This window comes from Amycolatopsis sp. 3B14, from assembly GCF_050958625.1.
GTDB classification, from domain to species: Bacteria; Actinomycetota; Actinomycetes; order Mycobacteriales; family Pseudonocardiaceae; genus Amycolatopsis_E; species Amycolatopsis_E thermoflava.
Genome location: NZ_JBHZEN010000084.1, coordinates 33,000 through 57,071, shown reverse-complemented (window position 1 = coordinate 57,071; position 24,072 = coordinate 33,000). Strand labels below are relative to the sequence as shown.

Here is a 24,072-nt window from a genome sequence, read left to right as displayed (position 1 = left end):
CAGTCGTCGATCAGGTCACCCATGGTGCTGATTTAGTGACCGGTTGTCCAGAAGATCAGCCCCGGGCCGATCAGTGCGGCCGGCTGAGGTCGCCTGCCCGGAAGGTCTTCACCGTGCGGCTCACCGGCCCGTCGAGCGCGTCCTTGTTCCCCCGCGGGTAGACCCACCGCAGGGTGGCCGTCGAGCCGGGGCCGACGAAACCGCGCTCGTAGAAGATGCGGCCGTCGCCGCGGTAGCCGGAGATCGTGTACAGCTCGCCTTCGACGCGCTGGACCGTCACCTGCCCGCCCTCGGCGCGGATGCCGCCCGCAGTTTCGGCCAGGACGTCCGCCGTGGAGCGACCACCGGGGTTGTTGGCTCCCCACACCGTCATCGTCGCTCCGAGGGCCGGGTCGGTGAACTCCATGCCGTCGCCACCCGGCGGGCTGTAGGGCTGCCGCTGGTAGCCCTCGGGCACCAGTGCCGTGAAACCGAACCGCGCGTTGGTGTAGGCGCCGTCGTCGGCAGGCGGGGTGGACGGCGCGGACGACGGCGGGACACCGGCGCCCCGGCCGAGCATCGCCGGCAGCTCCGGCCGGAGCAGATCGGTGATCTCCGCGTACGGGATCGTGATCGTCTCCTGCCCGGAGGCGGTGTCGCAGCCGAGGTCGTAGTACAGCACCAGGAAGTCCACACCGGCGTTCGTGAACACGACGTCGGCGGCGGGCACGTGGTCGCCGCCGCCAGGCGTGTCCGCGGTGTCGATCGACGCGGGCGCCCCGGCCCCGCTGACGCCGACCCGGCGGCAGAACCCGTGCTCCGAGTGCGCGGTGAGCCGTTCGGTCAGGGTGGCCATGCCCCGCGCGGTCAGCACGTCGTCGCGGAAGACGTCCCGCGGCCCGAGGACCCGCCCGGTGGTGAGGTCGACGGTGACGCTCTCCGGGAACCGCCAGCTGGCGTGGGACAGGAAGTCCGAGTCGAGCGCGTGGTCGAAGCGCACGGACATCAGCCGGTCGGTGCGCAGGGCGATGACCGCCGTGGTGCGCACGCCCACGGTCTCGCCCCGGCCCCGGACGTCGGCGGCGATGTCCGGATCGGACAGCTGTTCCCGCACCGACCGCAGGCGCTCGTCGACCGGCGCCCGCAGCGCGGCGTTGATCCGCTCCTCGACAGCGGGGTCGGCGTGCCCGGTCACCCGCGGGTACTGCAGGTCGTAGGTGATCGGCAGCGCGGTGTCGGTGCCGGCGGTGGTCTCGATGGCGACGCTCAGCACCGGTGGCGGCGGGTCGTCGAACTGCTGGTAGACCAGGAATCCGCCGACGGCGAGCACCGCGGTCACCAGGACCCCGATCACGACCTTCCCGACGCTGGTGGCCGCGATCCCCGCGCCGGCCGGTGCGGCGGCGGCGAGCGGGGCGGCCGCGGTGCCGGCGGTCGCGAGCAGCGCGAGCGGGGTGAGGGCCGTCAGGGCGGCGACGGGCGCGGCGAGCCGCTTCCAGCCGCGGCTTTCCCAGTCCGCCCCGTAAGCGGCGCGCGCGGTGGCTTCGAGTTCGGCCACGAACGCGTCCGCGGTGACCGGGCGCTGTCCGGGGTCCTTGGCCATGCCGCGCGCGATGAGCGCCCGCAGCGGCTCGGGCACGGCGGCGAGCGGCACCGGCGCGGACTGGTGCAGGGCCCGCAACCGCTCCGTGGTGTCCGCCTCGAACGGCCGGTGACCGGTGATGCACTGGAAGAACACGCAGGTGGCGGCGTAGACGTCGGTGGCGGGCATCCCGGGCAGGCCCGCCCACTGTTCCGGCGCCATGTAGGCGGGCGACCCGGCGGCGAGGCCGGCCTGCCCGTCCAGTGTGGCCAGTCCGAAATCCACGAGCTTGGACTCCCCGGCCTGCGACACCAGGACGTTGCCCGGCTTGTAGTCGCGGTGCACCACGCCGGCGGCGTGCGCGGCCGCCAGCCCCAGCAGCGAGCCTTTGAGGATGGCCAGGGCCGATTCGGGCGCCAGGGTCTTCTCGGCGGCCAGCAGCACGCGCAACGAGACCCCGGGGACGGCCTCCATGACCAGCGCGGCGCCCTCGGGGCGTTCGACGAACTCGTGCAGCCGCGCGACGTGCGGGCTGCGCACGCCGTGCAACAGGTGGGCTTCGCGGCGGAACCCGTCGAGGATCCCCGGGTCGCTCAGGAACTCGGAGTGCAGGTACTTGATCGCGACGAGCTGACCGGAGGCCTCGTGCTTGGCCAGGACGACCTGGCCGAAGCCGCCGGCGCCGAGCACCTCCACCTCGCTGTAGCCGGGCACCCGCCACCGCTGGTCCATGATCCGGTATCAGAGCACGAACGGCCCGGTCGCGCCACCGAAACCGCGGTATTCGCGATGGTGACGGGCACCATGATCATCGCCGCGATTGTGTTGCCCGGCAACGCGGTCATCACGGTGACTGGTTCTTACCATCAGCGGCACCGGTTCCGGCCTCGACGTGGAGGTGTCGCGATGTTCCGACGTGCCGTCCTGCTGGCGATCGTGCTGGCCCTGATGGGCTTCTCCCCACCGGCGCAGGCCGCCGGGCTGCAGGAGGTGACCGGTTTCGGCTCCAACCCGGGCAACCTGCGCATGTTCCGCTACGCCCCGGACGGCCTGCCCGCCGGGCGCCCGGTCGTGGTGGCGCTGCACGGCTGCACCCAGAACGCCACGGGCTACGCCACCGGGACCGGGTGGATGAAGCTGGCCGACCAGTGGCGCGTCGCGGTGGTGTTCCCGCAGCAGAGCTCCGCCAACAACGCCAACAGCTGCTTCAACTGGTTCGAACCCGCCGACACCCGCCGCGGCTCGGGCGAGGCGTTGTCGGTCAAGCAGATGGTCGACCGCACCAAGGCCGACCTGGGCTCGTCGTCGGCGTACGTCACCGGGTTGTCCGCCGGTGGTGCGATGACCGCGGTCATGCTCGCCGCCTACCCGGACGTGTTCGCGGGCGGCGGGATCGTCGCCGGGCTGCCGTACGGCTGCGCGACCTCCACCGTCACTGCCTTCAGCTGCATGAACCCGGGCACCGACCTGACCCCCGCCCAGTGGGGCGACAAGGTGCGCGCCGCCGCCGACCATTCCGGCGCGCACCCGCTGGTGTCGATCTGGCACGGCACCGCGGACACCACCGTCGCCCCGCGCAACGCCACCGAACTGGTCGAGCAGTGGATCGACGTGGCGGGCACCGACCAGACCCCGGACGTGAGCGACACCGTCGCCGGGCAGCGGCACCGGGTCTACGGCGGGAAGGTCGAGTACTACGAGATCAGCGGGATGGGGCACGGCCAGCCGGTCGACCCGGGCACCGGGACCACGCAGTGCGGCACGGCCGGCGCGTACCTGCTCGACGTGAACATCTGCGCGGCCTACTACATGGGCCGCTTCTGGGGCATCGCCGACGACAGCTCCGGCCCCGGCACGCCGACCTACAGCGACACCGCCGTCGGCACCGCCACCGACCACTACGTGGCCGGGCGGGTGGACGTCACCGAGTACAACGCGCTCGGCGCCCGCTACGGCTACACCGCGCCCATCACGCTGTACCTGTGCGGCGCGAACTGGACCGACAAGCCCGATTGCGCGCCGATCTGAGGCCGTTGCCGTACCTTTTCGGTATGAGCACCGCGGACGAGCGCAGGGCGGACGGTGAGGGCGGTCAGCGTCCGCTGCTCGTGCTGGGCAAGATCGTCGACATCCTGGACGCGTTCACGCTGCACCAGCCGTCGCTGACGCTGCGGGAGCTGCAGCACAAGACGGGGCTGCCGCAGTCGACGGTCCAGCGGCTGGTGACGAACCTGGTGGCGCACGGTTTCCTCGACCGCGCCGGGGACGGGTTCCGGCTCGGGGTGCGGATGGCGTACTGGGGCGCGGCGGCGGGCAAGGACCTCGACGTGCTGTCGGTGGTGAACCCGGTGCTGAAGGACCTGCGGGACGCCACGGGCGAGACGGCGTGCTTCTTCCGCGCCGAGGGGCGCCACCGGGTGTGCATCGCGGTCGCGGAGACGCGGCACGCGCTGCGGCGGGAGATGTCGGTCGGCAAGATCGCGCCGATCACGGTCGGCTCGTCCGGGCGCGTGCTGCTCGCCTGGTCGCCCGGTCTGGCCGACGAGGTGCTGCGGGAGGACCTGCCGCAGCTCACCGAGAGCACGGTGACCGACCGGGACGAGCTGCGGCGCCTGATCAAGCAGACCGCGGCCGACGGGTACGCGATCACGGTCGGCGAGCGCGTCGACGGCGCGTCGGGCCTGGCGGCGCCGGTGTTCGACTCGGCGGCGGACCTGGTGGGCGCGCTGATGGTGAGCGGCCCGACGATGCGCATGCCGTACGAGAAGTGCCTCGAGTGGGTCGACGTACTGGTCGAGCACGCCGAACGGATCACACGCGCACTGGGCGGCCGCTACCCGGCCTGAGCCGCCCGGCATCACCCGCCCCGCGGCGCCCGCGCGGCGTCGCTGGTGGCCGCCCCGCCCGCGCGCCGTCACTGGTGGCCGCCCCACCCGCGCGCCGTCACTGGCGGCCGCCCCGCCCGCGCGGCGGCGACCTCCCGCGCATCAGCGCGCCGTCACGACCACACCCTCACGCCGCGGCCTCCGGGTTCACCACCCGCACCGCCCACCCGCAGCGAACGCGATCGCGTTGCGTGCGCACGACTCCACCATCCTCGCCCGCACCGCGCCGACTTCGCCGTCACTGGCGGCCGCCCCGCCCGCGCGCCGTCACTGGTGGCCGCCCCGCCCGCCACGCGGCGACCGCCCGCGCATCAACGCGCCGTCACGACCACACCCTCACGCCGCGGCCTCCGGGTTCACCACCCGCACCGCCTCACCCGAGGCAAGCGCGATCGCGTTGCGTGCGCATGACTCCGCCATCTTCGCCCGCACCGACCGCGTCGCGCTGCCCACGTGCGGCAGCAACGTCGTGTTCGGCAGGTCCGCCAGGCCGGGAGCCGGCCGGGGCTCGTCCTCGTAGACGTCCAGCCCGGCGCCCGCGATCTCCCCGCTCCGCAACGCCTCCACCAGGGCACGCTCGTCCACGATCGGGCCGCGCGCGGTGTTGATCAGGATCGCCGAGCGCTTCATCCGCCGCAGCACGGAAGCGTCGACCAGGTGCCGGGTCTCCGCGGTCAGCGGCACGTGCAGCGACAGGAAATCCGACCGCGCCACCAGTTCGTCCCAGTCCACCCGCTCGACACCCGGCTCGTCGACCGGCCGACGGCTGGTGCACCGCACCGTCATCCCGAACGCGAGCGCCCGCCGCGCCACCGCCCGCGCGATGCGGCCGAACCCGGCCAGCCCCAGCGCCGCGCCGCTGACGTCGCCGCCCAGCAGCAGCGACGGCTCCCACCCGGTGAACCGCCCGGCGCGCACGAACGCGTCGGCCTCCACACACCGCCGCGCGGTCGCCAGGATCAGCAGCATCGCCACGTCGGCGGTCGCGTCGGTGAGCACGCTCGGCGTGTTGCACACCCGGATCCCGCGCCGGGTCGCGGCGGCCACGTCGATGTTGTCGTAGCCGACCGCGTAGTTGGAGATGCCGCGCAGCCGCGCCCCCGCCAGCACGGCCGCGTCGAACACGTCCGTCAGCTGCGCCACGACCACGTCGTACTCCCCCGACGCGCACACCGCGGCCAGATCCGGCGAGCGCTCCGGCACCACCACCGTGCCGGCCTCGCGCAGCAGCGTCATCCCCGGTTCCGGCAGCGGCGTGGTGACGAAGAACCTCACCGGCAGCTCACCTCTTCGCCGAGCGCCCATGGGAAAGCCGTCGCGCTGGTGCGCGCCCCCTGCGCCGCCCGCGACCGGTTCGGTTCGCCCAGCTCGTCCAGCAGCGCACCGGACAACCGCACGATCCGCGCGAACGACGACGGCGTGAGCCACGACGGCCGCAGCGCGAACAACAGGTCCTCGGTGGACGCGTTGCCGCTGGCGCCGGGGGCGAACGGGCACCCGCCGAGCCCCCCGAGCGCACCATCCACTTCGGACGCTCCGGCGGCGATGGCGGCGAGGGTGTTCGCCACCCCCAGGCCCCACGTGTCGTGTCCGTGGTAGACGATGCGGCGGGGCGGCGTCTCGGCGGCCACCCGGGCGACCAGGCTGGTCACCTGCGCGGGCACGGCCTGCCCGAGCGTGTCGCACAGCACGATGTCCCCGGCACCCTCGGCGCGCGGGTCCCGCGCGATCGCCAGCACCCGCTCCTCGGGCACCGCCCCCTCGAACGGGCAGGTGAACGACGTCGCGATGCACAGCTGGATCCGGCCACCCGCAGCCGAAGCGGCCGCCACCGCCCGGGGCATCGCCGCCAGGCTGTCCTCTGTGGAGCGGCCGATGTTGGCCTTGTTGTGCGCATCCGAGGCGGACAGGCAGTACTGGAAGTTGACCGCCCCGGCCTCCGCCGCGCGCTCGACGTGCCGGGGCGTGGCCACCCAGACCCAGCAGCGCGCCAGCTCGTCCGGGTCCAGCGCGCGGATCACGTCGAGGGTGTCGGCCAGCGGCGGCACCAGGTCCGGCCGCGCCATCGAGCCGATCTCGACGCTCGGCACCCCGGCGGCCAGGAGTTCCCGGACGACCGCGACCTTGCGCGCGGTCGGCAGCGGTTTCCCGGTGAGCTGCAGGCCGTCCCGCAACGTCACGTCCCGCAGGTCAGTCATTTCCGGTGTCCTTCCGGCCGAGCAGGTGCAGGATCTCGTCGGTGTGCTCGCCGAGCTTCGGCGCGGGCGTCCGCAGCGGCAGCGACTCGGTGCCGATCACCGGCACCACCCCGGGGAACCCGATCGGCACCTCCTCGCCGGTGCCCGGGTCGACCGGCAGCGGCTGGATCATCGCCCGCGCCCGGTACTGCTCGTCGGCGCAGATGTCGGCCGCCGTGTAGATCGGGCCGGCAGGCACCCCGGCCTCGTCGAGAATCTTCAACACCTCGTCGCGGTCCAGGCCACGCGTCCACTCCCCGATCGCCTCGTCCAGTTCGTCACGTCGCGCCCAGCGGCCCGCGTTGTCCGCCAGCCCGGGGTCGTCGGCCAGGTCGGGGCGGCCGATCGCGAGCATGTACCGGCGGAAGATCGAGTCGCCGTTGCCCGCGATCACCACGCTCGCGCCGTCGCCGCACTCGTAGGCGTTGCTGGGCGCGATGCCCTCCATCCGCCCGCCGACGCGCCGCCGCTCGACGCCGTAGGCGAGGTGGTCCGGCACGAGCGACTCCATCATGGAGAACACGGCCTCGTGCAGCGCGACGTCGACCACCCGTTCCCGCAGCGGCCGCCTGCTGGGCACCACGGCCCGCTCGTACAGCTCGACCATCACGCCGAACGCGGCGTACAGCCCGGCGATCGAGTCGCCGATGGACACCCCGACCCGGGACGGCGGCCGGTCGGCCTCACCCACCAGGTTGCGCATACCGCCCATCGCCTCGGCCACGGCGGCGAAGCCGGGCCGGTCGGCCAGCGGCCCGGTCTGCCCGAACGCCGAGATCCGCGCGAGCACCACGTCCGGGTTGACGCGTTCCAGCTCCGCCGGTCCCAGGCCCCACTTCTCCAGCGTGCCGGGCCGGAAGTTCTCGATCACCACGTCGCAGCGCCGGACGAGGTCGAGCACGATGTCCCGCCCCTCGCCGGTGCGCAGGTCGACCGCGATGGACTTCTTGTTGCGGTTGACGGTGTGGAACAGCATGGACACCGTGCCCGCGTAGAGCCGCCAGTTGCGCAGCTCGTCCCCGCGGCCGGGGCGCTCGACCTTGATCACCTCGGCGCCCAGGTCGGCGAGCAGCCGCGCGGCGGTGGGCCCGGCGATGTAGTTGCCGAGTTCCAGCACGCGGACGCCGCGCAGCGGCAGGTGTGCGTGTTCGGTGTCCATCTGTTCCTTCCCGTTCTCAGAGGACGAGGTTGAGCGCGAGGATCGGGCCGAGCGCCACCACGGAGGCGACCGAGACGCCGACCGAGACGGTCTTCAGCGCGCCACGCGTGGTCTGGCCGAGCAGCGACTGCAGCAGCCAGAAGGTGTTGCTGGTCAGGTGGACCATGAACAGCGATCCGGCGCCCGCGGACAGCGCGATCAGCACCGGGTCCAGGCCCAGCGACGGCGCGATCGGGGCGAGCAGGCCCGCCGAGGTGATCGCGGAGATCGTCACCGACCCGACCGCGATGTGCAGCACCGCGGCCATCAGCCACACCAGCAGCAGCGGCGCCCAGGTGTTGGCGGAGAAGTACTTGCCGAGGATGTCGCCGAGCCCGGCCGCGGCCAGCACCGCGGCGAGACAGCCGCCGACGCCGTTGAGCAGCAGAATCTGCCCGCTGTCCCGCAGGCCCGAGCCGAGCGCCGACTCGACCGCGGGCTGCCCCATGTACCGCCGTCCGATCAGACAGGTGCCGACCAGGCCGAGCAGCAGCGCGACCACCGGGCTGGACAGGAACGCCACCACCGGGTTGGACCACTCCAGCATCTCGGCCACCGCGCCCGTCGCGATCAGCACCAGAGCGCCCAGCAGTGGGCTGAACACCACCGGCAGGGCGGGTGGCTTGCGCAGGTCGACCGCGGCCACGGTGCCCGGGCCGCCCTGCGGCCGCGCTTCCGGGGTGACGATCTCGTCGGCCATCTCGTCCTTGGCCGGGTTCCACCAGCCGCGGGCGAAGAGCACCGACATGATCGCGATCGCGACGGTCACCGTCGGGATGACCACGACGAGCCCGAACAGCAGGTACTTGCCCAGCGGTACGTGCAGCAGCCCGGCCAGTGCCAGCGCGCCGACGCCCGGCACGGTGAACACGATGCCGCACTCCAGCGCGATCGCCAGCGCCGTCGCCATGCGCGCGACGCCGCGTGGCCCGAGCCGTTTGCCGATTCCCCTGGCCAGCGGCCCGGAGATCACCAGCAGCACGTCGAGGAAGATCGACTGCAGCACGGTGGCGATGGTGAGCGCCATCGCGTAGGGGATCCGGCGTTCGCCGAACACCTTGAGCAGCTTGTCCACCAGGCGTTCGATGGCCCGCAGATCACGCAGGATCGCGCCGATGAGCACGCCGAACGCGATGAGCAGGCCGATCTCGGCCATCACGTCGCCGAAGCCCGCGGTGATCTCCTCCACCGTCTTGCTCACGCCGAGCCCGGTGGACAGCCCCAGATAGCAGGAGCCGAGCACCAGTGCGATCACCGGGTTGAGCCGGAAGCGGACGATCAACACCACGATGGCCGCGACCGTGACCCCGGTGTTGATCAGTATTGCGGTGTCTGACATGCGGTTGTCCTGTCGCTCGTGCCTCGTTGCACTGTCGCCACATTATGAGCACAGACCCACAATGTGAGTCAATACTGATCATCGGCGATCCCAAGCAGCCGAGAAACGACAGGAAACCATTGATTTTCGATAGATACCGCGCGATACTCGGCGCATGCTCGCCGAACGCTGGGTCGTCCCCCTCCTCCGGATCTTCCTCGTCGCGTTGTTCGGGATCCTGGTGCTGTTCCAGGTGATGTCCCTGCCGGGGCAGTTCGCCCACATGGCACGGGAGGACCCCGAGATGGCCTACCTCCGGTGGCCGGCCACCGCCGTCACCGTGTTCTGGGTGCTGTGCGTCCAGGTGGTGATCGTCGCGATGTGGCGGCTGCTCACCATGGTGCGCAAGGACCGCATCTTCAGCGAAGCCTCGATGCGCTGGGTGAACGTGATCGTCGGCGCGATCGCCGCCGGATGGGCCGTGCTCGTCGCGGTCTTCCTCTACGTCGGCGTCAACGCCGACGACCCCGGCCTCCCGCTGGTGCTGTTCCTGCTGGTGGTCGGGGTCGCCGTGGTCGGCCTGCTGATGGTCGTGATGCGCGCGCTGCTGCGGCAGGCCACCACGCTGCGCACCGACATGGAAGCGGTGATCTGAGTGCCGATCGTCGTGCGCATCGACGTCCAGCTCGCCAAGCGCAAGATGAGCGTCGGCGAGTTCGCCGAGCGCGTCGGGATCACCCCGGCCAATGTGGCGGTGCTGAAGAACGGCCGCGCGAAGGCGGTGCGCTTCTCCACTCTGGAGGCGATGTGCCGGGTGCTGGGCTGCCAGCCCGGCGACCTGCTGGAGTGGGTGCCCGACGAGTCAGAGGTCGAGGACCAGGCGGGCGCCCTTCGCCCGTGACACGCAGATCATCATCACGTCACCGGCGTCGCGTTCGTCGTCGTCGAGGACCGAGTCGCGGTGGTCGATCTCGCCGTCCAGCACGGTCGTCTCGCACGACCCGCAGATCCCCTCGGTGCACGAGGAGATCACCCGCACCCCGGCGTTCTCCACCGCTTCCAGGATCGACAGCTCCGCGGGCACGGCGACCGTCATCCCGCTGGCCCGCAGTTCGACCTCGAACTCGTGCGCCTCACCGCCGTGCTCGGCCGCGGTGAACCGTTCGACGTGCAGCGAGCCGGGCGGCCAGGCCTGGCAGCGGGTCTCGACCGCGTCGATCAGCCCGGCCGGGCCACAGCAATAGACCACTGTGGACTCCCGTGGCGGGGCGAGGATCACGTCCAGGTCGAGCATCCCCGCCTCGTCCTCGGGTGTCACCGCGACCCGCTCGCCGTAGGACTCCAGGTCCTTGACGAACGCCATCGAGGTCCGGCTGCGGCCCCCGTAGTGCAAGGTCCAGTCCGCCCCGGCGGCCTCCGCCGCGGCCACCATCGGCAGGATCGGCGTGATGCCGACCCCGCCCGCGACGAACAGGTACCGGGGCGCGCTCAGCAGCGGGAAGTTGTTGCGCGGCCCCCGGATCCGCAGGGTCGTGCCCGGGTGCGCGTGGTCGTGGATCCACGCCGACCCGCCGCGGCTGTCCGGTTCGCGCAGCACCGCGATGCGCCAGCGGCCGTCCTCACCGCACAGCGAGTACTGCCGCACCAGGCCACCGGGCAGCACGACGTCGACGTGCGCGCCCGGATCCCACGCGGGCAGGTCCGCGCCGCCCAGCTCCAGCGACACCACCCCGTCGGACTCCACCCGGCGAGCCACGACCGCCACGTCCGCCTCGAACACCGGCTCAGGCATTGGTCTCCTGCATGCTGTAGACGGACTCGTGCCACGGGATGAAGAACCGTTTCAGGCCGTTGACCACGAAGTACAGCAGCAACCCCAGCACCGACAACAGGATGATCACCGCGAACAACGCGGGCGCGTCGAGCGCGTTGAGCGTGCGCACCACCAGGTAGCCCAGCCCCTCGCTGCCGCCCAGGTACTCCCCCACGATCGTGCCGATGATGGCCAGCACGATCCCGACCTCCATGCCGGCGAACACGTACGGCAGCGTGCTCTTGAACTCCAGGTGGTTGAACGTCTGCCACCGGTTCGCGTTGAGGCTGCGCATCACGTCCCGCTGCCCCGCCTCGACCGAGCGGACGCCCAGCTGCACGTTGAGCATGATCGGGAAGAACGCCAGCATCGCGGCCATGATCACCTTCGAGGTGATGCCGAAGCCGAACCAGATCACGAACAGCGGGATCAGCGCCACCTTCGGCACCACCTGCGAGGCCACGATCAGCGGCCGCAGGCTGCGCTCCATCCACCGGACCTTGCCCAGCACCACACCGGCCGCGACCCCGGCGACCAGCGCGATCGCGAACCCGCTGATCGTCTCGATCGCGGTGACCCGAGCGTGGTACCAGGTGTCGCCGGTGGTGACCAGCTCGCCGAGGCTCGCGAACACGGTGCCCGGCCGCGGCAGCACCAGCTCCGACATGCCGTTGACGCGCACGAACACGTCCCACAGCAGGAAGAACACGACCAGGATGAGCGGCGTGCTCACCCACGGCAGCCACCTGCCGAAACGTTCCCTGTTCACCGGGGTCACTCCTGCCTGTCGAGGGCGTGCCGCAGCTCGCGCACGATCCGGCCGAACTCCGGCTCGGTCTGGACGTCGAAATCACGCGGCTTGGGGAAGTCCACCGTGCGGATCTCGCTGATGCGGCCCGGTCGCGGGCTCAGCTGCACCACCCGGTCGCCGAGGAACACCGCCTCGGTGATGTCGTGGGTGACGAACACGACGGTCGCCTTGGTGGCGAGCGCGATCCGTTGCAGCTCGGCGTTCATCCGCTCCCGGGTCAGCGCGTCCAGCGCGCCGAACGGCTCGTCCATCAGCAGCAGCTTCGGCCGCGTGGACAGCGCCCGCGCGATCGCCACGCGCTGCCGCATCCCGCCGGACAGCTCGCGCGGGTAGGACTTCTCGAATCCGGCCAGCCCCACCAGCTTCGCCAGCTCGTGGGCCCGTTCCCGGCGTTCACGCTTGCCCGCGCCACGCAGCTTCAGGGGCAGCGCGATGTTGTCGGCGACCGAGTACCACGGGAACAGGTTGGCGTCCTGGAAGACCACGCCGAGTTCGGACACCACGGAGGAGTCCACTCTGGACCCGTTCCACAGCGACCGGCCCTCCACGAGGATCTGCCCTTCGGACGGGCTCTGCAGCCCGGCGAGCGTGCGCAGCAGGGTCGTCTTGCCGCAGCCGGAGCGGCCGATCACGGACACGAACTCGCCGTCGCTGATCGTCAGCGTGATGTCGTGCAGTGCGCGGGTGGTGGCGCGTTTGGACCGGAACTCCTTGCCGACACCGGCGAGCTCCAGCTTCGGCGGTGCGGCCTGCCGCGGGGCCGCGGTGAGCGTCTCGGCGTGGTGCGCGGACATGCGTCTCCTCGCGATCAGGTGGTGGTGGCAGGCAGGAAGCTGTTGTCGAACCACTTGGCGGCGTCGCCGCCCGGCTTGGCCTGGCCCGCCCTGGTCAGCTCGTCGTAGCCGGCGGTCCACGCGGCCGGGTCGGTGACCAGCAGGGGCCGCGACGGGTCCTTGCCCGTCCACAGGTCGCGCATCATGCCGAGGCTCTTGCGCGCGATCGCGTCGTCGTCGAGCGTGGCGAAGGAGTACTTGCCGCGCAGCGTCCCGATCGTCTTGCCGAAGTCCTGGTCGGCCACGTACTCCGCGACCGCGTCGCGGATCCCGGCCATGAACGCGCGCAACGTGTCGGGGTGCTTGGCGATCACGTCGGCCGTGGTGACGTAGATCTGCGAGTCGGACTTCACCACGGTGCCCGGGTCGAACACGCCCGCGTCCGCGTGCTGCGACTGCACGATGTTCGCGGTGTCGATGCTGACCACGTACCCGGCGATCCGGCCCTGCTGCACCAGGTTGAACGTGCCCGGGGTGAGCCCGGTGACCTGGCGCGGCGTGCTCTTGGGGTCCAGCCCGGAGTTGGCCAGCACCAGTGACACGATCTTGCTGCTGGTGCCGCCCTCGGAGCTGACCCCGATGGTCTTGCCGACGAAGTCCTGCGGCTTCTCCAGCGGCGCCTGCTTGCTGTAGACGACGCGCACCGCGGAACCGCGGCACAGCGTGCCGATGTTCACCAGCGGCTGGTTCGACTCGGCGACCGCGGTCATCAGGTCGATCTGCCCGAGCCGCGCGACCACGCCGACACCGGCGATCAGGGTCTGCGTGGCCTGCGGCGACCCCTTGACCTCCTGCAGCGTGACGTCCAGCCCGTGCCGCGCGAAGTGGCCGCCTGCGACGGCGAGCAGCTCCGGCGACATGGACAGGGTTTCCAGCGGCAGGATGCTCAGGAAGGTCGCCGTTCCGCTGCCGCCCCCGCCTGCCGCCGGGCCGGCGCCGCACGCGGACAACACGGCAGGCCCGGCGGCCACGGCCGCCGCGGTCAGCGCGGAACGCCTCAGGAATGCCCGCCGGGGCAACGATGGACTCGGCGATGGAGTGGACACGATGGTTCTCCTCGTTCCTCCTGCCGGCCACCACCCTGTGACCGGCTGGGGAAGAGGTTGACCCGAGCCGATCGCCCCCGTCAAGGTCCCCGGTTTCCCGCCGCCGCAGGCGAGGGTCCGGCCCCGGTTCACCGGCGGAGCAGAGTTTCCCCTGCTGGACAAGGGAAATCACGGCAGGTCGACGCGGGTCCACATGCGCCACTATCGGGCTCGCCGATGCTCTTCATCGAAACTTTCACTTTCCGCGCGGCCCGCGGCGATCTCTACCGTGGCACACCATGAGGATCGTGGTGTCCCGGCTCGACGACTTCCCGCCGGGAGAGCGCCGGATCGTGCAGGCCGGCCGGCGGTCGATCGGGGTTTTCCGGGTCGGAGACCGTTTCTACGCACTGAACAACCACTGCCCGCACCAGGGCGGCCCGCTCTGCCTCGGGGCCACCCAGCCGTGGCTGACCTCCGCCGCGCCCGGTGAGGTCCGGCAGGACGACGGCGACTCGCTCGTCGCCTGCCCGTGGCACGGCTGGGAGTACGACCTCGAAACCGGGCAGTCGTTCCTCGGGCCGGACGAACCGCCCGCCCGCACCTACGACGTCTCGGTCGAGCGCGGCAAGAACGGGCGCATCCCCGGCCCGTACGTCGCCGAGACGTACCCGGTGCACGTGGAGGACGCCTACGTGGTCGTGGACACCAGCGGCGGAGCACGCCCTGGCGACAAGGGAGGTGACCGGTGACCAGCACAGCCGTCGCCGGGCGGCCCGGCAGCGCGCCGGGCCGCACCGGCTACACCATCGTCGACACCGACATCCATCCGGCGGCCCCGGCCGCCGCCATCCGGGAGCGGCTGCCGGAGAAGCACCGCGCGCGGTGGGACCTGTTCGGCAGCCGCGTGCCGGGTCCGCCGGAGATCTACCCGCGGGTCCGCAACGCGGGTTTCCGGCTGGACTCCTGGCCCGCGGACGGGCCGCCGGGCAGCGATCTGGGGATGATCCGGGACCAGCTGCTCGACGAGTTCGGCGTCACCCACGGCATCCTGATCCCGCTGCAGAGCCACAGCTGGGGCGCCGAGGAACCGGAGTACGCGGCCGCGCTGTGCCGGGCGCTCAACGAGTGGCAGATCGACACGCTGCTCGACCCGGAACCGCGGCTGCGCGGGTCGATCGCCATCCCGATCGAGGCGCCGGACCTCGCGGCCGAGGAGATCCGGCGGCACGCCGGCGACCCGCGGTTCGTGCAGGTGCTGCTGTCCACCGGCGGGGAGCTCGGGTTCGGGCGGCGCCGGTACTGGCCGATCTACGAGGCCGCGGCCGAGGCCGGGCTGCCGGTCGCCGCGCACACCGGCGGGCTGGAGATGCACCGCGGCGCCGGCTGGCCGTCGTTCTACCTCGAAGAGCACGTTTGGAACGGCAACCTGATGGCCGCGTTCGTTACCGGGATGCTCTGCGAAGGCGTCCTGGACCGGCTGCCGGACCTGAAGGTGATCTGTGTGGAGGGCGGCATCGCCTGGGCCGCGCCGCTGATGTGGGCGCTGGACGACGCGTGGGAGCAGCTGCGCGGCGACGTGCCGCACCTGGTCAAGCCGCCGTCGGAGTACATCCGCGAGCGGTTCTGGTTCACCACGCAGCCGATCGAGGAGCCCGACGACCCGCGCGACCTCGACAAGGCGCTGGCCCACCTTTCGATGGACGAGCGGATCATGTTCGCCTCCGACTACCCGCACTGGGACTTCGACTCCCCGCGGCACGCGCCGCGCCTGTTCCCCGCCGCGCTGCGCGAAGGCGTCATGGGCGTAAACGCGTGCCGGCTCTACGGTCTGCCGGAGGCCTCATGACCGCCGCGGTCGGCACCACCCGCATCGACGCCGAGATCCACTGTGGACCGTCGTCGCTGAACGACCTGGTGCCCTACCTGGAACCCTACTGGCGCGGCTACGTGCTGGAGGGCGGGCTGATGCTGTCCCCGCACCAGGGCGGCGCCTATCCCCCGGCGGCGCCCACCAGCGCCACCCCGGCCGCGCGGGCCGCGGGCCTGACCCCCGCCCACGACGCGGCGGCGGCGCGGGCCGGCCTGCTCGACGGGCTGCGGGCGGCGATCCTGGTGTGCACGACGTCGTTCCACTGCAACCGCAACCCCTACTACGAGGCGGCGCTCACCCGCGCTGTCAACGACTGGCTGATCGAGGAGTGGCTGAGCACCGACGACCGCCTGCGCGCCAGCATGGTGGTGCCGACGCTGGACGCCGAAGCCGCCGTCGCCGAGATCGAACGGATCGGCGACCACCCCGGGATCGTGCAGGTGCTGCTGCCGGTGCGCACGGACGCGCCGTGGGGCAACAAGCGGCACCGGCCGATCCTGCGGGCCGCCGCCGCACGCGGCCTGGTGGTCGGCCTGCACGCGTGGGGCCGGATCGGAAACGCGCCCACCAGCACCGGCCTGACCCACACCTACCTCGAGGACTACGTGGGCAACTCGCAGATGCTCGTGCAGGCCCAGCTCACCAGCCTGGTCGCCGAAGGTGTCTTCGCGGAACTGCCGGAACTGCGGGTCGCCCTGCTGGAGTGCGGGTTCTCCTGGCTGCCCGCGCTGCTGTGGCGGTTCGACAAGGACTGGAAGGGCGTGTGGCGCGAGGTGCCGTGGCTGGGCGCGAAACCGTCTGAGGTAGTGGCGCGGCACGTCCGGCTGACCACCGCGCCCGCGCAGCTGCCGCGGGACCCCGCGCAGGTGCGGGAGGTGCTGGACATGGTCGGCGCCGGCTCGATGCTGATGCACGCCAGCGACCACCCGCACGACCACGGCGGCAGCGGGCAGCGGCTGCTCGACGTGCTGACCCCGGCCGAGGCGGAGTCGGTGCTCGCCGGCAACGCCGCGGCCTGGTACGGGATCTGACCGTGTTCGACGGGTTCACCTGCCAGGACGTGGCGACGCCCGCGGGCGGGCGCGTCCGGGTGCGCGTCGGCGGCAGCGGCCCGCCGGTGCTGTTGCTGCACGGCTACCCGCAGACGTCGGCCATGTGGCACCTGGTCGCGCCCGAGCTGGCCCGGGACCACACGGTGATCGCCGCGGACCTGCCCGGTTACGGGGACAGCGTGGCGCCGGGCGACGAGGTGGCGGCGTTCGGCAAGCGGGCGATGGCGCGCGAGCTGGTCTCGGTGATGGGCCGGCTCGGGTTCCGCCGCTTCGCCGTCGCCGGGCACGACCGGGGAGGGCGCTGCGCCTACCGGCTCGCGCTCGACCACCCGGACGCGGTGACCGCGCTGGCCGTGCTGGACATCCTGCCCACGGCCGACGTGCTGGCCACGGTGGACGCCGAGTTCGCCAGGTCGGCGTGGCACTGGTTCTTCCTCGCCCAGCCGGGTGACCTGCCGGAGCGGCTGATCACCGCGGACCCGGACGCGTTCTTCCTGCGCGGCGCGGACGGGATCTTCGGCGAGGCCGCGCTGCGCGCCTACCGGGCGGCCTACCGGCGGCCGTCGGTCGTGCACGCGATGTGCCAGGACTACCGCGCGGGCGCCACGGTGGACCGGGCCGACGACGAAGCCGACCGGGGCCGTCGGCGGATCGCCTGCCCCACGCTGGTGCTGTGGGGCGGGGCCGGACCACTCGGGAGGACCGATGACGTGCTCGCCGTGTGGCGGCCGTGGGCCCCGCGGCTCACCGGGCTGGCGCTGGACTGCGGCCACTACCTCGCCGAGGAGCGTCCCGCCGAGACCGCCGGGGCGTTGCGGGAGTTCCTTTCCGCCACACGACAAGATCCTTGACACCCGATCTCGCCCGGCTGCTAATGGATCCATGGGTTCGGCCGTCCGCAAGGTGACACGACGCCCGTTGTCGTTGGCGAATCTGGACCTGAACCTCCTGGTGTTCCTGCGTGAACTGCTGCGCGAGCGCAACGTGACCCGCGCGGCCGAGCGGGTGGGCGTGAGCCAGCCGACGGCCAGTGCGGCGCTGTCCCGGCTGCGCCGCCACTTCGACGACCAGCTGCTGATCCGGTCCCGCGGCTCGTACGTGCTGTCCCCGCTTGCGGCGCAGCTGGCCGGCCAGGTTGAGCCGTTGTGCGCCAGCCTGGAGCGGTTGTTCGCCACCACGCCGGGGTTCGACCCGGAGTCCTCGGAGCGCGAGTTCACCCTGCTGATGCCGGACTACGTGCTCGCCGCCTACGGGGAGCAGCTGTCGGCGGCGATGTACGCCGCGGGGCCTCACATCCGGATGCACGTGCGGGTGGTGCGGGAGCGGCTGCCCGCCGACATCCCGGAGGCGCTTCGGGTCATCGACGCGATGATCTGCGCCGCCAAGCCCGAGCTGCACGCGCCCGGGATCAACTCGCTGGAGCTGTTCCGGGACCGCTGGGTGTGCGTGGTGTCGGCCGACAACCCGGTCGGCGACCGGCTGGAGCTGTCCGACCTGGAGCGGCTGCCGTGGGTGGTGCCGCACCACCCGGACGGCGGTTATCCGGCGACGTCGCCGTTGGGGCCGCTGATGGCGAGGCTGTCCACGCGCCCGCGGGTGGCGGTGCGGGTGGACAGCTACCAGGCGACGCCGTACTTCATCGCCGGGACCGACCGCATCGCGGTCATGCAGCGGCGGCTGACGCGCTACCTGGCAGGCCGGTCGGACCTGCGGATCCTGGAGTGCCCCGGCGACCCGCCGCCCATCGTGGAGATCATGTGGTGGGACGAGCGCAAGGAACACGACGAGGCGCACCGCTGGCTGCGGCAGGTGGCCCGGCAGGCGGCGCTGCGGTCGGCGGGGCTGTGAGCGGCCGGCCGCGACCAGCCGAGCGGCTCGTCTTCTTCTCCGACGCCGTGGTCGCGATCGCGATGACGCTCCTGGTGCTTCCCCTCGTCGACTCGGTGCCCGGATTGCTGGACGACGGACGGCCCGCGGCCGCGGCGATCAGCGAGAACGGCTGGGAGATCACCAGCTTCCTGCTCACCTTCGTGGTGATCGCCCGCCAGTGGCTGAGCCACCACCACCTGTTCGAGCAGATCCGGTACGTCGACGTGGTTCTGATGTGGCTGAACATCGCGTGGCTGCTGACCGTCGCGGTGCTGCCGTTCCCGACCGAACTGACCGGCGCCTACGGCGCGGACCGGTTCGCGGTGTTGTTCTACATCGGCACGGTGCTGGCCAACACGCTGTGCCTCACGGCGATGACGCTGTACGTCCGGCGCACCCGCGGCCTGGCCCACGACGCCTCGGTGATCGACGGGCGCTGGGTGTTCGGCTCGGTGGGCGCCTCCGTCGCCCTGGTCCTGGCGTTCGCGCTGTCCGCGCTGGTGCCCGCCGCCGGCTACTACTCGCTGCTGCTGTTGTTCGTCCCGCCGCAGCTGGCCCGGTTCCGCTACCGCTGAGCCTCGTGCCGGCGCGCCGCGGCGACCACCACATCGGCCCGCGCGACCTCGGCCGCATCCGGATCCCGTCCACGCCGGGATCCTCTGGCCGGCTTCCGGATCGCGCGGCGGGGATGTCGGCGTGCAGTTCGACGCGCCGGGACCGCATGCCGGGTTTCGCGCAGCGGTTCGCCCTCATCCGCACGTAGGTGCGCGAGGCACGGCGACCCGTTTCCCGCACCCGGCCGCGTGCGGCGCGCGATCCCCGGTCCGGCGCGACAAACGCCTCACGCGGACGGCTGGCGGGCCGGGTAGTCGTCGTGCCAGTGCCACCACTCGTAGGGCGGCGTCTGCGGATAGTCCTCCGGCGAGTCCTCCCACGTCTCCTGCCTGCCCAGCGCCGTGATGTCGAGGTAGCTCCAGGTGCCGCCCATCGCCTCGTCGCCGCGGTTGTTGACGAAGTAGGTGCGGAACACGCGGTCGCCGTCGCGGATGAAGGCGTTGGTGCCGTGGTATTCGGCCACCCCGAAGTCGGCGTCGAAGTCGTCCAGGATCGTGTACCAGGGCATCGTCCAGCCCATCCGCGCCTTGACCCGCGCGATGTCCGGCTGCGGCGCGCGCGAGGCGAACACCAGCGTGGTGTCGCGGGCGTTCAGGTGGGCGAGGTGCGCGACCTGGTCGGCCACCATCGAGCAGCCGACGCAGGCGTGGTCGGGCCAGCCGTGCACGCCGGGTTCGAGGAACGCCCGGTAGACGATCAGCTGGCGGCGCCCGTCGAACAGGCCGAGCAGGTCCACCGGCCCGTCCGGGCCGTCGAACCGGTAGTCCCGGTCCACTTCGGTCCACGGCATGCGACGGCGCGCGGCGGCCATCGCGTCCTTGGCGCGGGTCAGCTCCTTCTCCTTGACCAGGAGCTCCTCCCACGCGGCCTGCCACTCCTGTCGCGAGACGATCGGGGGTGTCCTCATCGGGTTCTCCACCTTCCACTTCGGATGATCACGCTGTGCCGCCGAGGTGGTCGCGCAGTTTCGCGAGCGGGTTGTCCCAGTCTCGGGCGAGCGCGGCCAGGAACTGTTGCGCCACCTGCATCGGAGCCGTCCGGAGGCGGTAGCGGACCCGCCGCCGCTCGCCCGGCTCGGCCGTGACGAGCCCGGCCTCGGCGAGCAGGGCGAGGTGCTTGGCGACACCCTGCCGGGTGATCGGCAGGCGGCCGGCGAGGTCGGTGGCCGTGGCCGGGCCCTGCGCGGCCAGCTCGGCCAGGATCGCCCGCCGCGTCGGATCGGCCAGCGCGGCGAAGACCTGCTCGGCGACGGCCTCGGCATCACGCTGCATCGAGGTAGCCGGCCAGTTCGTCCAGTTCCCGCGCCCAGCCCCCGGTGTTGCCGCCGAACGCCTCACGGTGCGTGTCGTCCGGCAGCTGGGCGAACCCGGTCTCCACGACGGTGAGCCGCGTGCCTTCGCCGTCCGGTTCGAGGGTGAACTCCACGTAGGTCCGGCGCGGGTCGTCGTCGGGCAGGCCGTAGATCCGCCAGGTGAAGCCGAAGACACGCGGCTCCTCGACCCGCTCGACGCGCAGGTACTGGCGGAAACCGTTGTCCCACTTCAGCTCCCCCGCGCCACCGGGCCGCAGGTCGATCGACGCCTCCTGGCCGAACCAGTTGCCGAGCCCCTCGGCGGTGGTGAGCGCGGCCCACACCTTCGACGGCGGGTGGCCGAGCTCGACGACGCGCTCGATCCGGTCCGGGAACGCCATGACGCCTCCTGTGTCGCAACTGCTTGGTTGCCACACTATGGCAACCAAGCAGTTGCGTCAACCGTTCCGCCGGATCCCCCGGTTCGGCCGTCCCGCGTAACGACGCCGGTCACGCCCGGTAGCCTGGCCGGGTGGCAGAGTCCTTCACGCTCGGGTACGTGCCCGGGGTGACGCCCGGCAAGTGGGTGCGGATCTGGGCGGAGCGCAGCCCCGGCGTCCCGCTGGAGCTGGTGCAGGTCACCGCCGCGGAGGCGGCCGGACGGGTCCGCGACCGCGAGCTCGACGCGGTGCTGCTGCGCCTGCCCACCGACCGCGACGGCCTGCACGCCATCCCCCTCTACACCGAGACGACGGTCGTGGTCGTGCCGAAGGACCATCTGGTGGCCGCCGCGGACGAGATCACCGCCGACGACCTCGCCGACGAGCTGGTGCTGCACCCGCTCGACGACACCCTGGACTGGGCGCACCCGCCCGGCAAGCCGGCCCTCGAGCGCCCCGCCACCACCGGCGACGCGATCGAACTCGTCGCGGCCGGCGTCGGGGTGCTGGTGGTGCCCCAGTCGCTCGCGCGGCTGCACCACCGGCGGGACCTGACGTACCGGCCGGTCACCGGCGTCCCCCAGTCGCGGGTCGCGCTGTCCTGGCCGGAGGACGAGACGACTGAGGAGATGGAGCTGTTCATCGGCATCGTCCGCGGCCGCACGGTCAACAGCACCCGCGGACGGCCGCCCGCGCCGAAGCAGTCCAAGGCGAAGCGCCCGGCGGAGGAGCGCAAGCCGGCGCCGCGCCGGAACCAGCCGCGCCGCCCCACCAGGCGCGGCAGACCCAAACGGCGGTGATACTGGCACATGGCCTACGACCACGAACTCGCCGACCGCGTCCGGGAGCTGCTGTCCGGTGTGGACGGTGTGCGGGAGAAGCGGATGTTCGGCGGGCTGGCGTTCCTCGTCCACGGCAACATGGCCGTCGCGGCCAGTTCGGAAGGCGGCCTGCTGGTGCGCGTCGAGCCGGACGAGGGTGAGCGCCTCCTCGGCGAGGGCGTCCAGCCGATGGTGATGCGCGGCCGCGAGATGCGCGGATGGCTCCGGGTGGACGCCGCCGTCGTCGGCACCGGGCCGCGGCTGCGCGAGTGGGTGACGCGGGGCGTGTCCTACGCGGCCGCGCTGCCCGCCAAGGACTGAATCACCCCGGCGCACTTCCCACCAGAGACTCGACCAGCGCCGCCACCTCCACCGGCGCCGAATGGTTCAGCGCGTGCGCGTGGCCGGGGACCTCCACGTACCGGCCGGCGGGCAGTCGCGCCGCCATCTTCCGCGCCCACGCCCGGGACGCGATCGGGTCCCGGCTGCCGCGCACGACCACCGCCGGGGTGGTCACGTGCGGCAGCTTCGCCTCGACGGGGTCGTCACGCAGATGCCGGGCGGTGGCGACCAGCCGCCGCGGTCCGCACACCAGGTAGTCCCACGCGAGCACGACCAGCAGCGACGGCCGTTCCCGCGGCGCGTCGGCGACGAGCCTGCCGAGCTGGCGCACCAGCGACGGCGCCGTCCGGTCGGTGCTCGGGCCGATCAGCACCACCGGGCCGAGCAGCTCCGGCGCGTGCACGGCCAGGTCCACCACGATCTGGCACCCCGCCGAGTTCGCCACCAGCACCGAGCCGCCCCGGCCGGTCTCGCGCAACCACTCCGCCAGCGCCGTCGACAACCCGCGCACGTCCAGGGCCTGGCGCCGCCCCGGCGTGCGGCCGAAACCCGGCAGGTCCGGCGCGCTCACCCGCAGGCGCTCCCCCAGCGTGCGCGCCAGCGGCCGGAAGTACCGGTGCGAGCAGCCCAGGCCGTGCACACACACCACCTCCGGCGCGCCCGCCGGCCCGGTCACCTCTGCGTGGATCCGGGTGCCGGCCGCCCCGGTGAACTGGTGCGTGATCACCGGGGACGGGTACCGCCACCCGCACGCCCCGAAACTGTCGGTGCCACGTGAGACGCTCCGCGGGTGGACATCGTCTTCGACGCGGAGCTCTGGGTGTGGGACGCGCGGCGCGCCGACACCTGGACGTTCGTGAGCCTGCCCGCCGACGCCTCGGACGAGATCAGCGACCTCACCGAGGGCAGCCCCCCGGGCTTCGGGTCCGTGCGGGTGCGCGCCCGGGTCGGCGCGACCACGTGGACGACCTCGGCCTTCCCGGACAAGGCGCGCGGCTGCTACGTGCTGCCGGTCAAACGCGCCGTCCGGGAAGCCGAGGGCCTGCACCCGGGCGACACCACGGCCGTCACCCTCGAAGTCCTCACGAGGCCGGCGTGAACTTCTCCCGGTGGATCCGCCGCGGCGACATGCGGCGCCGTTTGAACGCCTTGACCCCGGCCTCCACCATCGCCGGCGGGCCGCACAGCCACCCGGACCAGCCGCGTCCACTGGGAACGTCCTCGACGAACGCGTCGGTCGGGAAACCGCTGCGGTACGCCGGATCCGGCTCGTCCGACAGCACGGGCACGAACCGGAAGCCCGGGTGCTGCTCCGCGATCTCGGCGAACCGGCCGAGGTCGTACAGGTCCGCCGCGCCGCGCACCCCGTGGTACAGCAGCACCTCGCGCGAGGGGTGCCGGGCCAGCGCGGTGCGGGCGATGCCGACCAGCGGCGCCAGCCCGGTGCCGCCGCCGATGAGCACCATCGGGCCGCCGTCGTCCTCCTCCGGCGGCGGCAGGCGGAAGTCGCCCAGCGGGCCGGACGCCTCGACCCGGTCGCCGGCGGCGAGCCCGTCGAAGAGCCAGCCGTCGGTGGCGATCCCGCCGGGCACGCGCCGGACGTGCAGCTCCAGCACCTTGTCCTCGTCGGCCGTGTTGGCCAGCGAGTACTGCCGGCGCGCGCCGGAGCCGGGCACGACCAGCTCCACGTACTGCCCGGCCTCGAACGCCAGCGGCTCGGCCAGGCCCAGCAGCACCCGGCGGGTGTCCCGCGCGATGTCGGCGACCTCCAGCACCGTGGCCGTCAGGTCGCGCAGCGGGTGCGTGACGCGCCCGGCGTCGGCGGTGCTGCGCACCTCCGTGTCGGCGAGCGGCCGGGCCTGGCAGGCGAGCGCCAGTCCGGCCGCGCGCTCCTCGGCGCTGAGGGTGTCCTCCGGCGCGGCGCCGTGGTCGACCTCGCCGGAGAGCACCTGGAGCTTGCAGGTGCCGCAGGTGCCCTGGTTGCACGAGTTGGGCATCCACACCCCGCCGCGCAGGAACGCCTCGAGCAGGGTCTGGCCGGGCTCGCAGTCGACCCGCCTGCCCCCGACGCTGACCGCGAACGTCACC

The 24,072-nt window shown here is 72.4% G+C and carries 27 protein-coding genes; 13 read left to right on the top strand and 14 right to left on the bottom strand.

Going from position 1 to position 24,072, the window contains the following annotated elements; genetic code table 11:
- Nucleotides 1-70: 70 nt before the first annotated feature.
- Entirely contained in the window at nucleotides 71-2,293 is a 2,223-nt protein-coding gene (locus ACCP09_RS36425) for a serine/threonine-protein kinase (RefSeq protein WP_433753445.1), read from the bottom strand.
- 174 nt (nucleotides 2,294-2,467) lie between these two features.
- On the opposite strand from ACCP09_RS36425, the gene ACCP09_RS36420 reads away from it, so the two are divergent.
- Both ACCP09_RS36420 and ACCP09_RS36415 read left to right on the top strand, forming a co-directional pair.
- Nucleotides 2,468-3,589 (top strand): extracellular catalytic domain type 1 short-chain-length polyhydroxyalkanoate depolymerase, encoded by a 1,122-nt coding sequence (locus ACCP09_RS36420; RefSeq protein ID WP_433753443.1) that lies wholly within the window; start codon nucleotides 2,468-2,470, stop codon nucleotides 3,587-3,589.
- Between the two features lie 23 nt (nucleotides 3,590-3,612).
- A complete protein-coding gene (locus ACCP09_RS36415) occupies nucleotides 3,613-4,407 on the top strand; it encodes an IclR family transcriptional regulator (RefSeq protein ID WP_027930058.1) in 795 nt (264 codons plus the stop codon).
- Between the two features lie 375 nt (nucleotides 4,408-4,782).
- Here the strand turns inward: ACCP09_RS36415 and ACCP09_RS36410 are convergent, their stop codons facing one another.
- Genes ACCP09_RS36410 through ACCP09_RS36395 form a run of 4 tightly spaced genes read right to left on the bottom strand, consistent with a single transcriptional unit; the run spans nucleotide 4,783 to nucleotide 9,220 of the window.
- Nucleotides 4,783-5,721, bottom strand: coding sequence for a 2-hydroxyacid dehydrogenase (locus ACCP09_RS36410; RefSeq protein WP_433753441.1), 939 nt, complete (start codon nucleotides 5,719-5,721; stop codon nucleotides 4,783-4,785).
- A complete protein-coding gene (locus ACCP09_RS36405; protein ID WP_433753439.1) occupies nucleotides 5,718-6,644 on the bottom strand; it encodes a hydroxymethylglutaryl-CoA lyase in 927 nt (308 codons plus the stop codon). Before ACCP09_RS36405 ends, ACCP09_RS36410 begins: the two co-directional genes overlap by 4 nt.
- Nucleotides 6,637-7,842, bottom strand: a complete 1,206-nt coding sequence (locus ACCP09_RS36400; RefSeq protein ID WP_378331929.1) for a CaiB/BaiF CoA transferase family protein — start codon at nucleotides 7,840-7,842, stop codon at nucleotides 6,637-6,639. Before ACCP09_RS36400 ends, ACCP09_RS36405 begins: the two co-directional genes overlap by 8 nt.
- Nucleotides 7,843-7,858: 16 nt before the next feature.
- Complete coding sequence (locus ACCP09_RS36395; protein ID WP_378365685.1) at nucleotides 7,859-9,220, bottom strand: GntP family permease; 1,362 nt, start codon at nucleotides 9,218-9,220, stop codon at nucleotides 7,859-7,861.
- A 154-nt stretch (nucleotides 9,221-9,374) separates the two neighbouring features.
- On the opposite strand from ACCP09_RS36395, the gene ACCP09_RS36390 reads away from it, so the two are divergent.
- Nucleotides 9,375-9,854 carry a DUF2975 domain-containing protein gene (locus ACCP09_RS36390; RefSeq protein ID WP_123687585.1) on the top strand — a complete coding sequence of 160 codons (480 nt, stop codon included), beginning with the start codon at nucleotides 9,375-9,377 and terminating at the stop codon, nucleotides 9,852-9,854.
- Complete coding sequence (locus tag ACCP09_RS36385) at nucleotides 9,855-10,100, top strand: helix-turn-helix domain-containing protein (RefSeq protein ID WP_237334686.1); 246 nt, start codon at nucleotides 9,855-9,857, stop codon at nucleotides 10,098-10,100.
- On the opposite strand, the gene ACCP09_RS36380 is transcribed toward ACCP09_RS36385, so the two are convergent.
- Genes ACCP09_RS36380 through ACCP09_RS36365 form a run of 4 tightly spaced genes read right to left on the bottom strand, consistent with a single transcriptional unit; the run spans nucleotide 10,062 to nucleotide 13,702 of the window.
- Entirely contained in the window at nucleotides 10,062-10,991 is a 930-nt protein-coding gene (locus tag ACCP09_RS36380; protein ID WP_433753435.1) for a PDR/VanB family oxidoreductase, read from the bottom strand. The two genes, ACCP09_RS36385 and ACCP09_RS36380, sit on opposite strands and share 39 nt — an antisense overlap.
- Nucleotides 10,984-11,781, bottom strand: coding sequence for an ABC transporter permease (locus tag ACCP09_RS36375; RefSeq protein ID WP_020419838.1), 798 nt, complete (start codon nucleotides 11,779-11,781; stop codon nucleotides 10,984-10,986). Before ACCP09_RS36375 ends, ACCP09_RS36380 begins: the two co-directional genes overlap by 8 nt.
- Nucleotides 11,782-11,786: 5 nt before the next feature.
- Nucleotides 11,787-12,617, bottom strand: coding sequence for an ABC transporter ATP-binding protein (locus tag ACCP09_RS36370; protein ID WP_027930067.1), 831 nt, complete (start codon nucleotides 12,615-12,617; stop codon nucleotides 11,787-11,789).
- 14 nt (nucleotides 12,618-12,631) lie between these two features.
- The gene (locus ACCP09_RS36365; protein WP_231961064.1) at nucleotides 12,632-13,702 is read right to left on the bottom strand and encodes an ABC transporter substrate-binding protein; all 1,071 of its coding nucleotides are present in this window, start codon (nucleotides 13,700-13,702) and stop codon (nucleotides 12,632-12,634) included.
- A 278-nt stretch (nucleotides 13,703-13,980) separates the two neighbouring features.
- Between ACCP09_RS36365 and ACCP09_RS36360 the strand changes: the two genes are divergently transcribed.
- Genes ACCP09_RS36360 through ACCP09_RS36335 form a run of 6 tightly spaced genes read left to right on the top strand, consistent with a single transcriptional unit; the run spans nucleotide 13,981 to nucleotide 19,050 of the window.
- Nucleotides 13,981-14,433: a Rieske (2Fe-2S) protein gene (locus ACCP09_RS36360; RefSeq protein ID WP_017982743.1), complete on the top strand. Its 453-nt coding sequence runs from the start codon at nucleotides 13,981-13,983 to the stop codon at nucleotides 14,431-14,433.
- Entirely contained in the window at nucleotides 14,430-15,530 is a 1,101-nt protein-coding gene (locus tag ACCP09_RS36355) for an amidohydrolase family protein (RefSeq protein ID WP_027930068.1), read from the top strand. The genes ACCP09_RS36360 and ACCP09_RS36355 overlap by 4 nt, the downstream gene beginning before the upstream one ends.
- A complete protein-coding gene (locus tag ACCP09_RS36350; RefSeq protein WP_433753432.1) occupies nucleotides 15,527-16,585 on the top strand; it encodes an amidohydrolase family protein in 1,059 nt (352 codons plus the stop codon). Before ACCP09_RS36355 ends, ACCP09_RS36350 begins: the two co-directional genes overlap by 4 nt.
- Nucleotides 16,586-16,587: 2 nt before the next feature.
- On the top strand, nucleotides 16,588-17,457 hold the full coding sequence (locus tag ACCP09_RS36345) for an alpha/beta fold hydrolase (RefSeq protein ID WP_433753430.1): 870 nt from the start codon (nucleotides 16,588-16,590) through the stop codon (nucleotides 17,455-17,457).
- Between the two features lie 31 nt (nucleotides 17,458-17,488).
- On the top strand, nucleotides 17,489-18,454 hold the full coding sequence (locus ACCP09_RS36340; RefSeq protein WP_433753428.1) for a LysR family transcriptional regulator: 966 nt from the start codon (nucleotides 17,489-17,491) through the stop codon (nucleotides 18,452-18,454).
- Nucleotides 18,451-19,050 carry a TMEM175 family protein gene (locus tag ACCP09_RS36335; RefSeq protein WP_027930071.1) on the top strand — a complete coding sequence of 200 codons (600 nt, stop codon included), beginning with the start codon at nucleotides 18,451-18,453 and terminating at the stop codon, nucleotides 19,048-19,050. The genes ACCP09_RS36340 and ACCP09_RS36335 overlap by 4 nt, the downstream gene beginning before the upstream one ends.
- 266 nt (nucleotides 19,051-19,316) lie before the next feature.
- Here the strand turns inward: ACCP09_RS36335 and ACCP09_RS36330 are convergent, their stop codons facing one another.
- Genes ACCP09_RS36330 through ACCP09_RS36320 form a run of 3 tightly spaced genes read right to left on the bottom strand, consistent with a single transcriptional unit; the run spans nucleotide 19,317 to nucleotide 20,782 of the window.
- Entirely contained in the window at nucleotides 19,317-19,997 is a 681-nt protein-coding gene (locus tag ACCP09_RS36330; protein WP_027930072.1) for a DUF899 domain-containing protein, read from the bottom strand.
- A gap of 28 nt (nucleotides 19,998-20,025) precedes the next feature.
- The gene (locus ACCP09_RS36325; RefSeq protein ID WP_123687576.1) at nucleotides 20,026-20,361 is read right to left on the bottom strand and encodes an ArsR/SmtB family transcription factor; all 336 of its coding nucleotides are present in this window, start codon (nucleotides 20,359-20,361) and stop codon (nucleotides 20,026-20,028) included.
- Nucleotides 20,351-20,782 carry an SRPBCC domain-containing protein gene (locus ACCP09_RS36320; protein WP_433753425.1) on the bottom strand — a complete coding sequence of 144 codons (432 nt, stop codon included), beginning with the start codon at nucleotides 20,780-20,782 and terminating at the stop codon, nucleotides 20,351-20,353. Before ACCP09_RS36320 ends, ACCP09_RS36325 begins: the two co-directional genes overlap by 11 nt.
- 131 nt (nucleotides 20,783-20,913) lie before the next feature.
- Here ACCP09_RS36320 and ACCP09_RS36315 point away from each other — a divergent pair, with 131 nt between their 5' ends.
- Both ACCP09_RS36315 and ACCP09_RS36310 read left to right on the top strand, forming a co-directional pair.
- Complete coding sequence (locus tag ACCP09_RS36315; protein ID WP_123687574.1) at nucleotides 20,914-21,621, top strand: LysR substrate-binding domain-containing protein; 708 nt, start codon at nucleotides 20,914-20,916, stop codon at nucleotides 21,619-21,621.
- A gap of 9 nt (nucleotides 21,622-21,630) precedes the next feature.
- The gene (locus ACCP09_RS36310; RefSeq protein WP_123687573.1) at nucleotides 21,631-21,963 is read left to right on the top strand and encodes a TfoX/Sxy family protein; all 333 of its coding nucleotides are present in this window, start codon (nucleotides 21,631-21,633) and stop codon (nucleotides 21,961-21,963) included.
- Between the two features lies 1 nt (nucleotide 21,964).
- Here the strand turns inward: ACCP09_RS36310 and ACCP09_RS36305 are convergent, their stop codons facing one another.
- On the bottom strand, nucleotides 21,965-22,711 hold the full coding sequence (locus ACCP09_RS36305) for an alpha/beta fold hydrolase (protein ID WP_433753422.1): 747 nt from the start codon (nucleotides 22,709-22,711) through the stop codon (nucleotides 21,965-21,967).
- 63 nt (nucleotides 22,712-22,774) lie between these two features.
- Here ACCP09_RS36305 and ACCP09_RS36300 point away from each other — a divergent pair, with 63 nt between their 5' ends.
- Nucleotides 22,775-23,083, top strand: coding sequence for a DUF1905 domain-containing protein (locus tag ACCP09_RS36300; protein ID WP_433753420.1), 309 nt, complete (start codon nucleotides 22,775-22,777; stop codon nucleotides 23,081-23,083).
- Here the strand turns inward: ACCP09_RS36300 and ACCP09_RS36295 are convergent.
- The gene (locus ACCP09_RS36295; RefSeq protein ID WP_378365675.1) at nucleotides 23,067-24,071 is read right to left on the bottom strand and encodes a 2Fe-2S iron-sulfur cluster-binding protein; all 1,005 of its coding nucleotides are present in this window, start codon (nucleotides 24,069-24,071) and stop codon (nucleotides 23,067-23,069) included. The genes ACCP09_RS36300 and ACCP09_RS36295 overlap by 17 nt on opposite strands.
- Nucleotide 24,072: the final 1 nt, after the last annotated feature.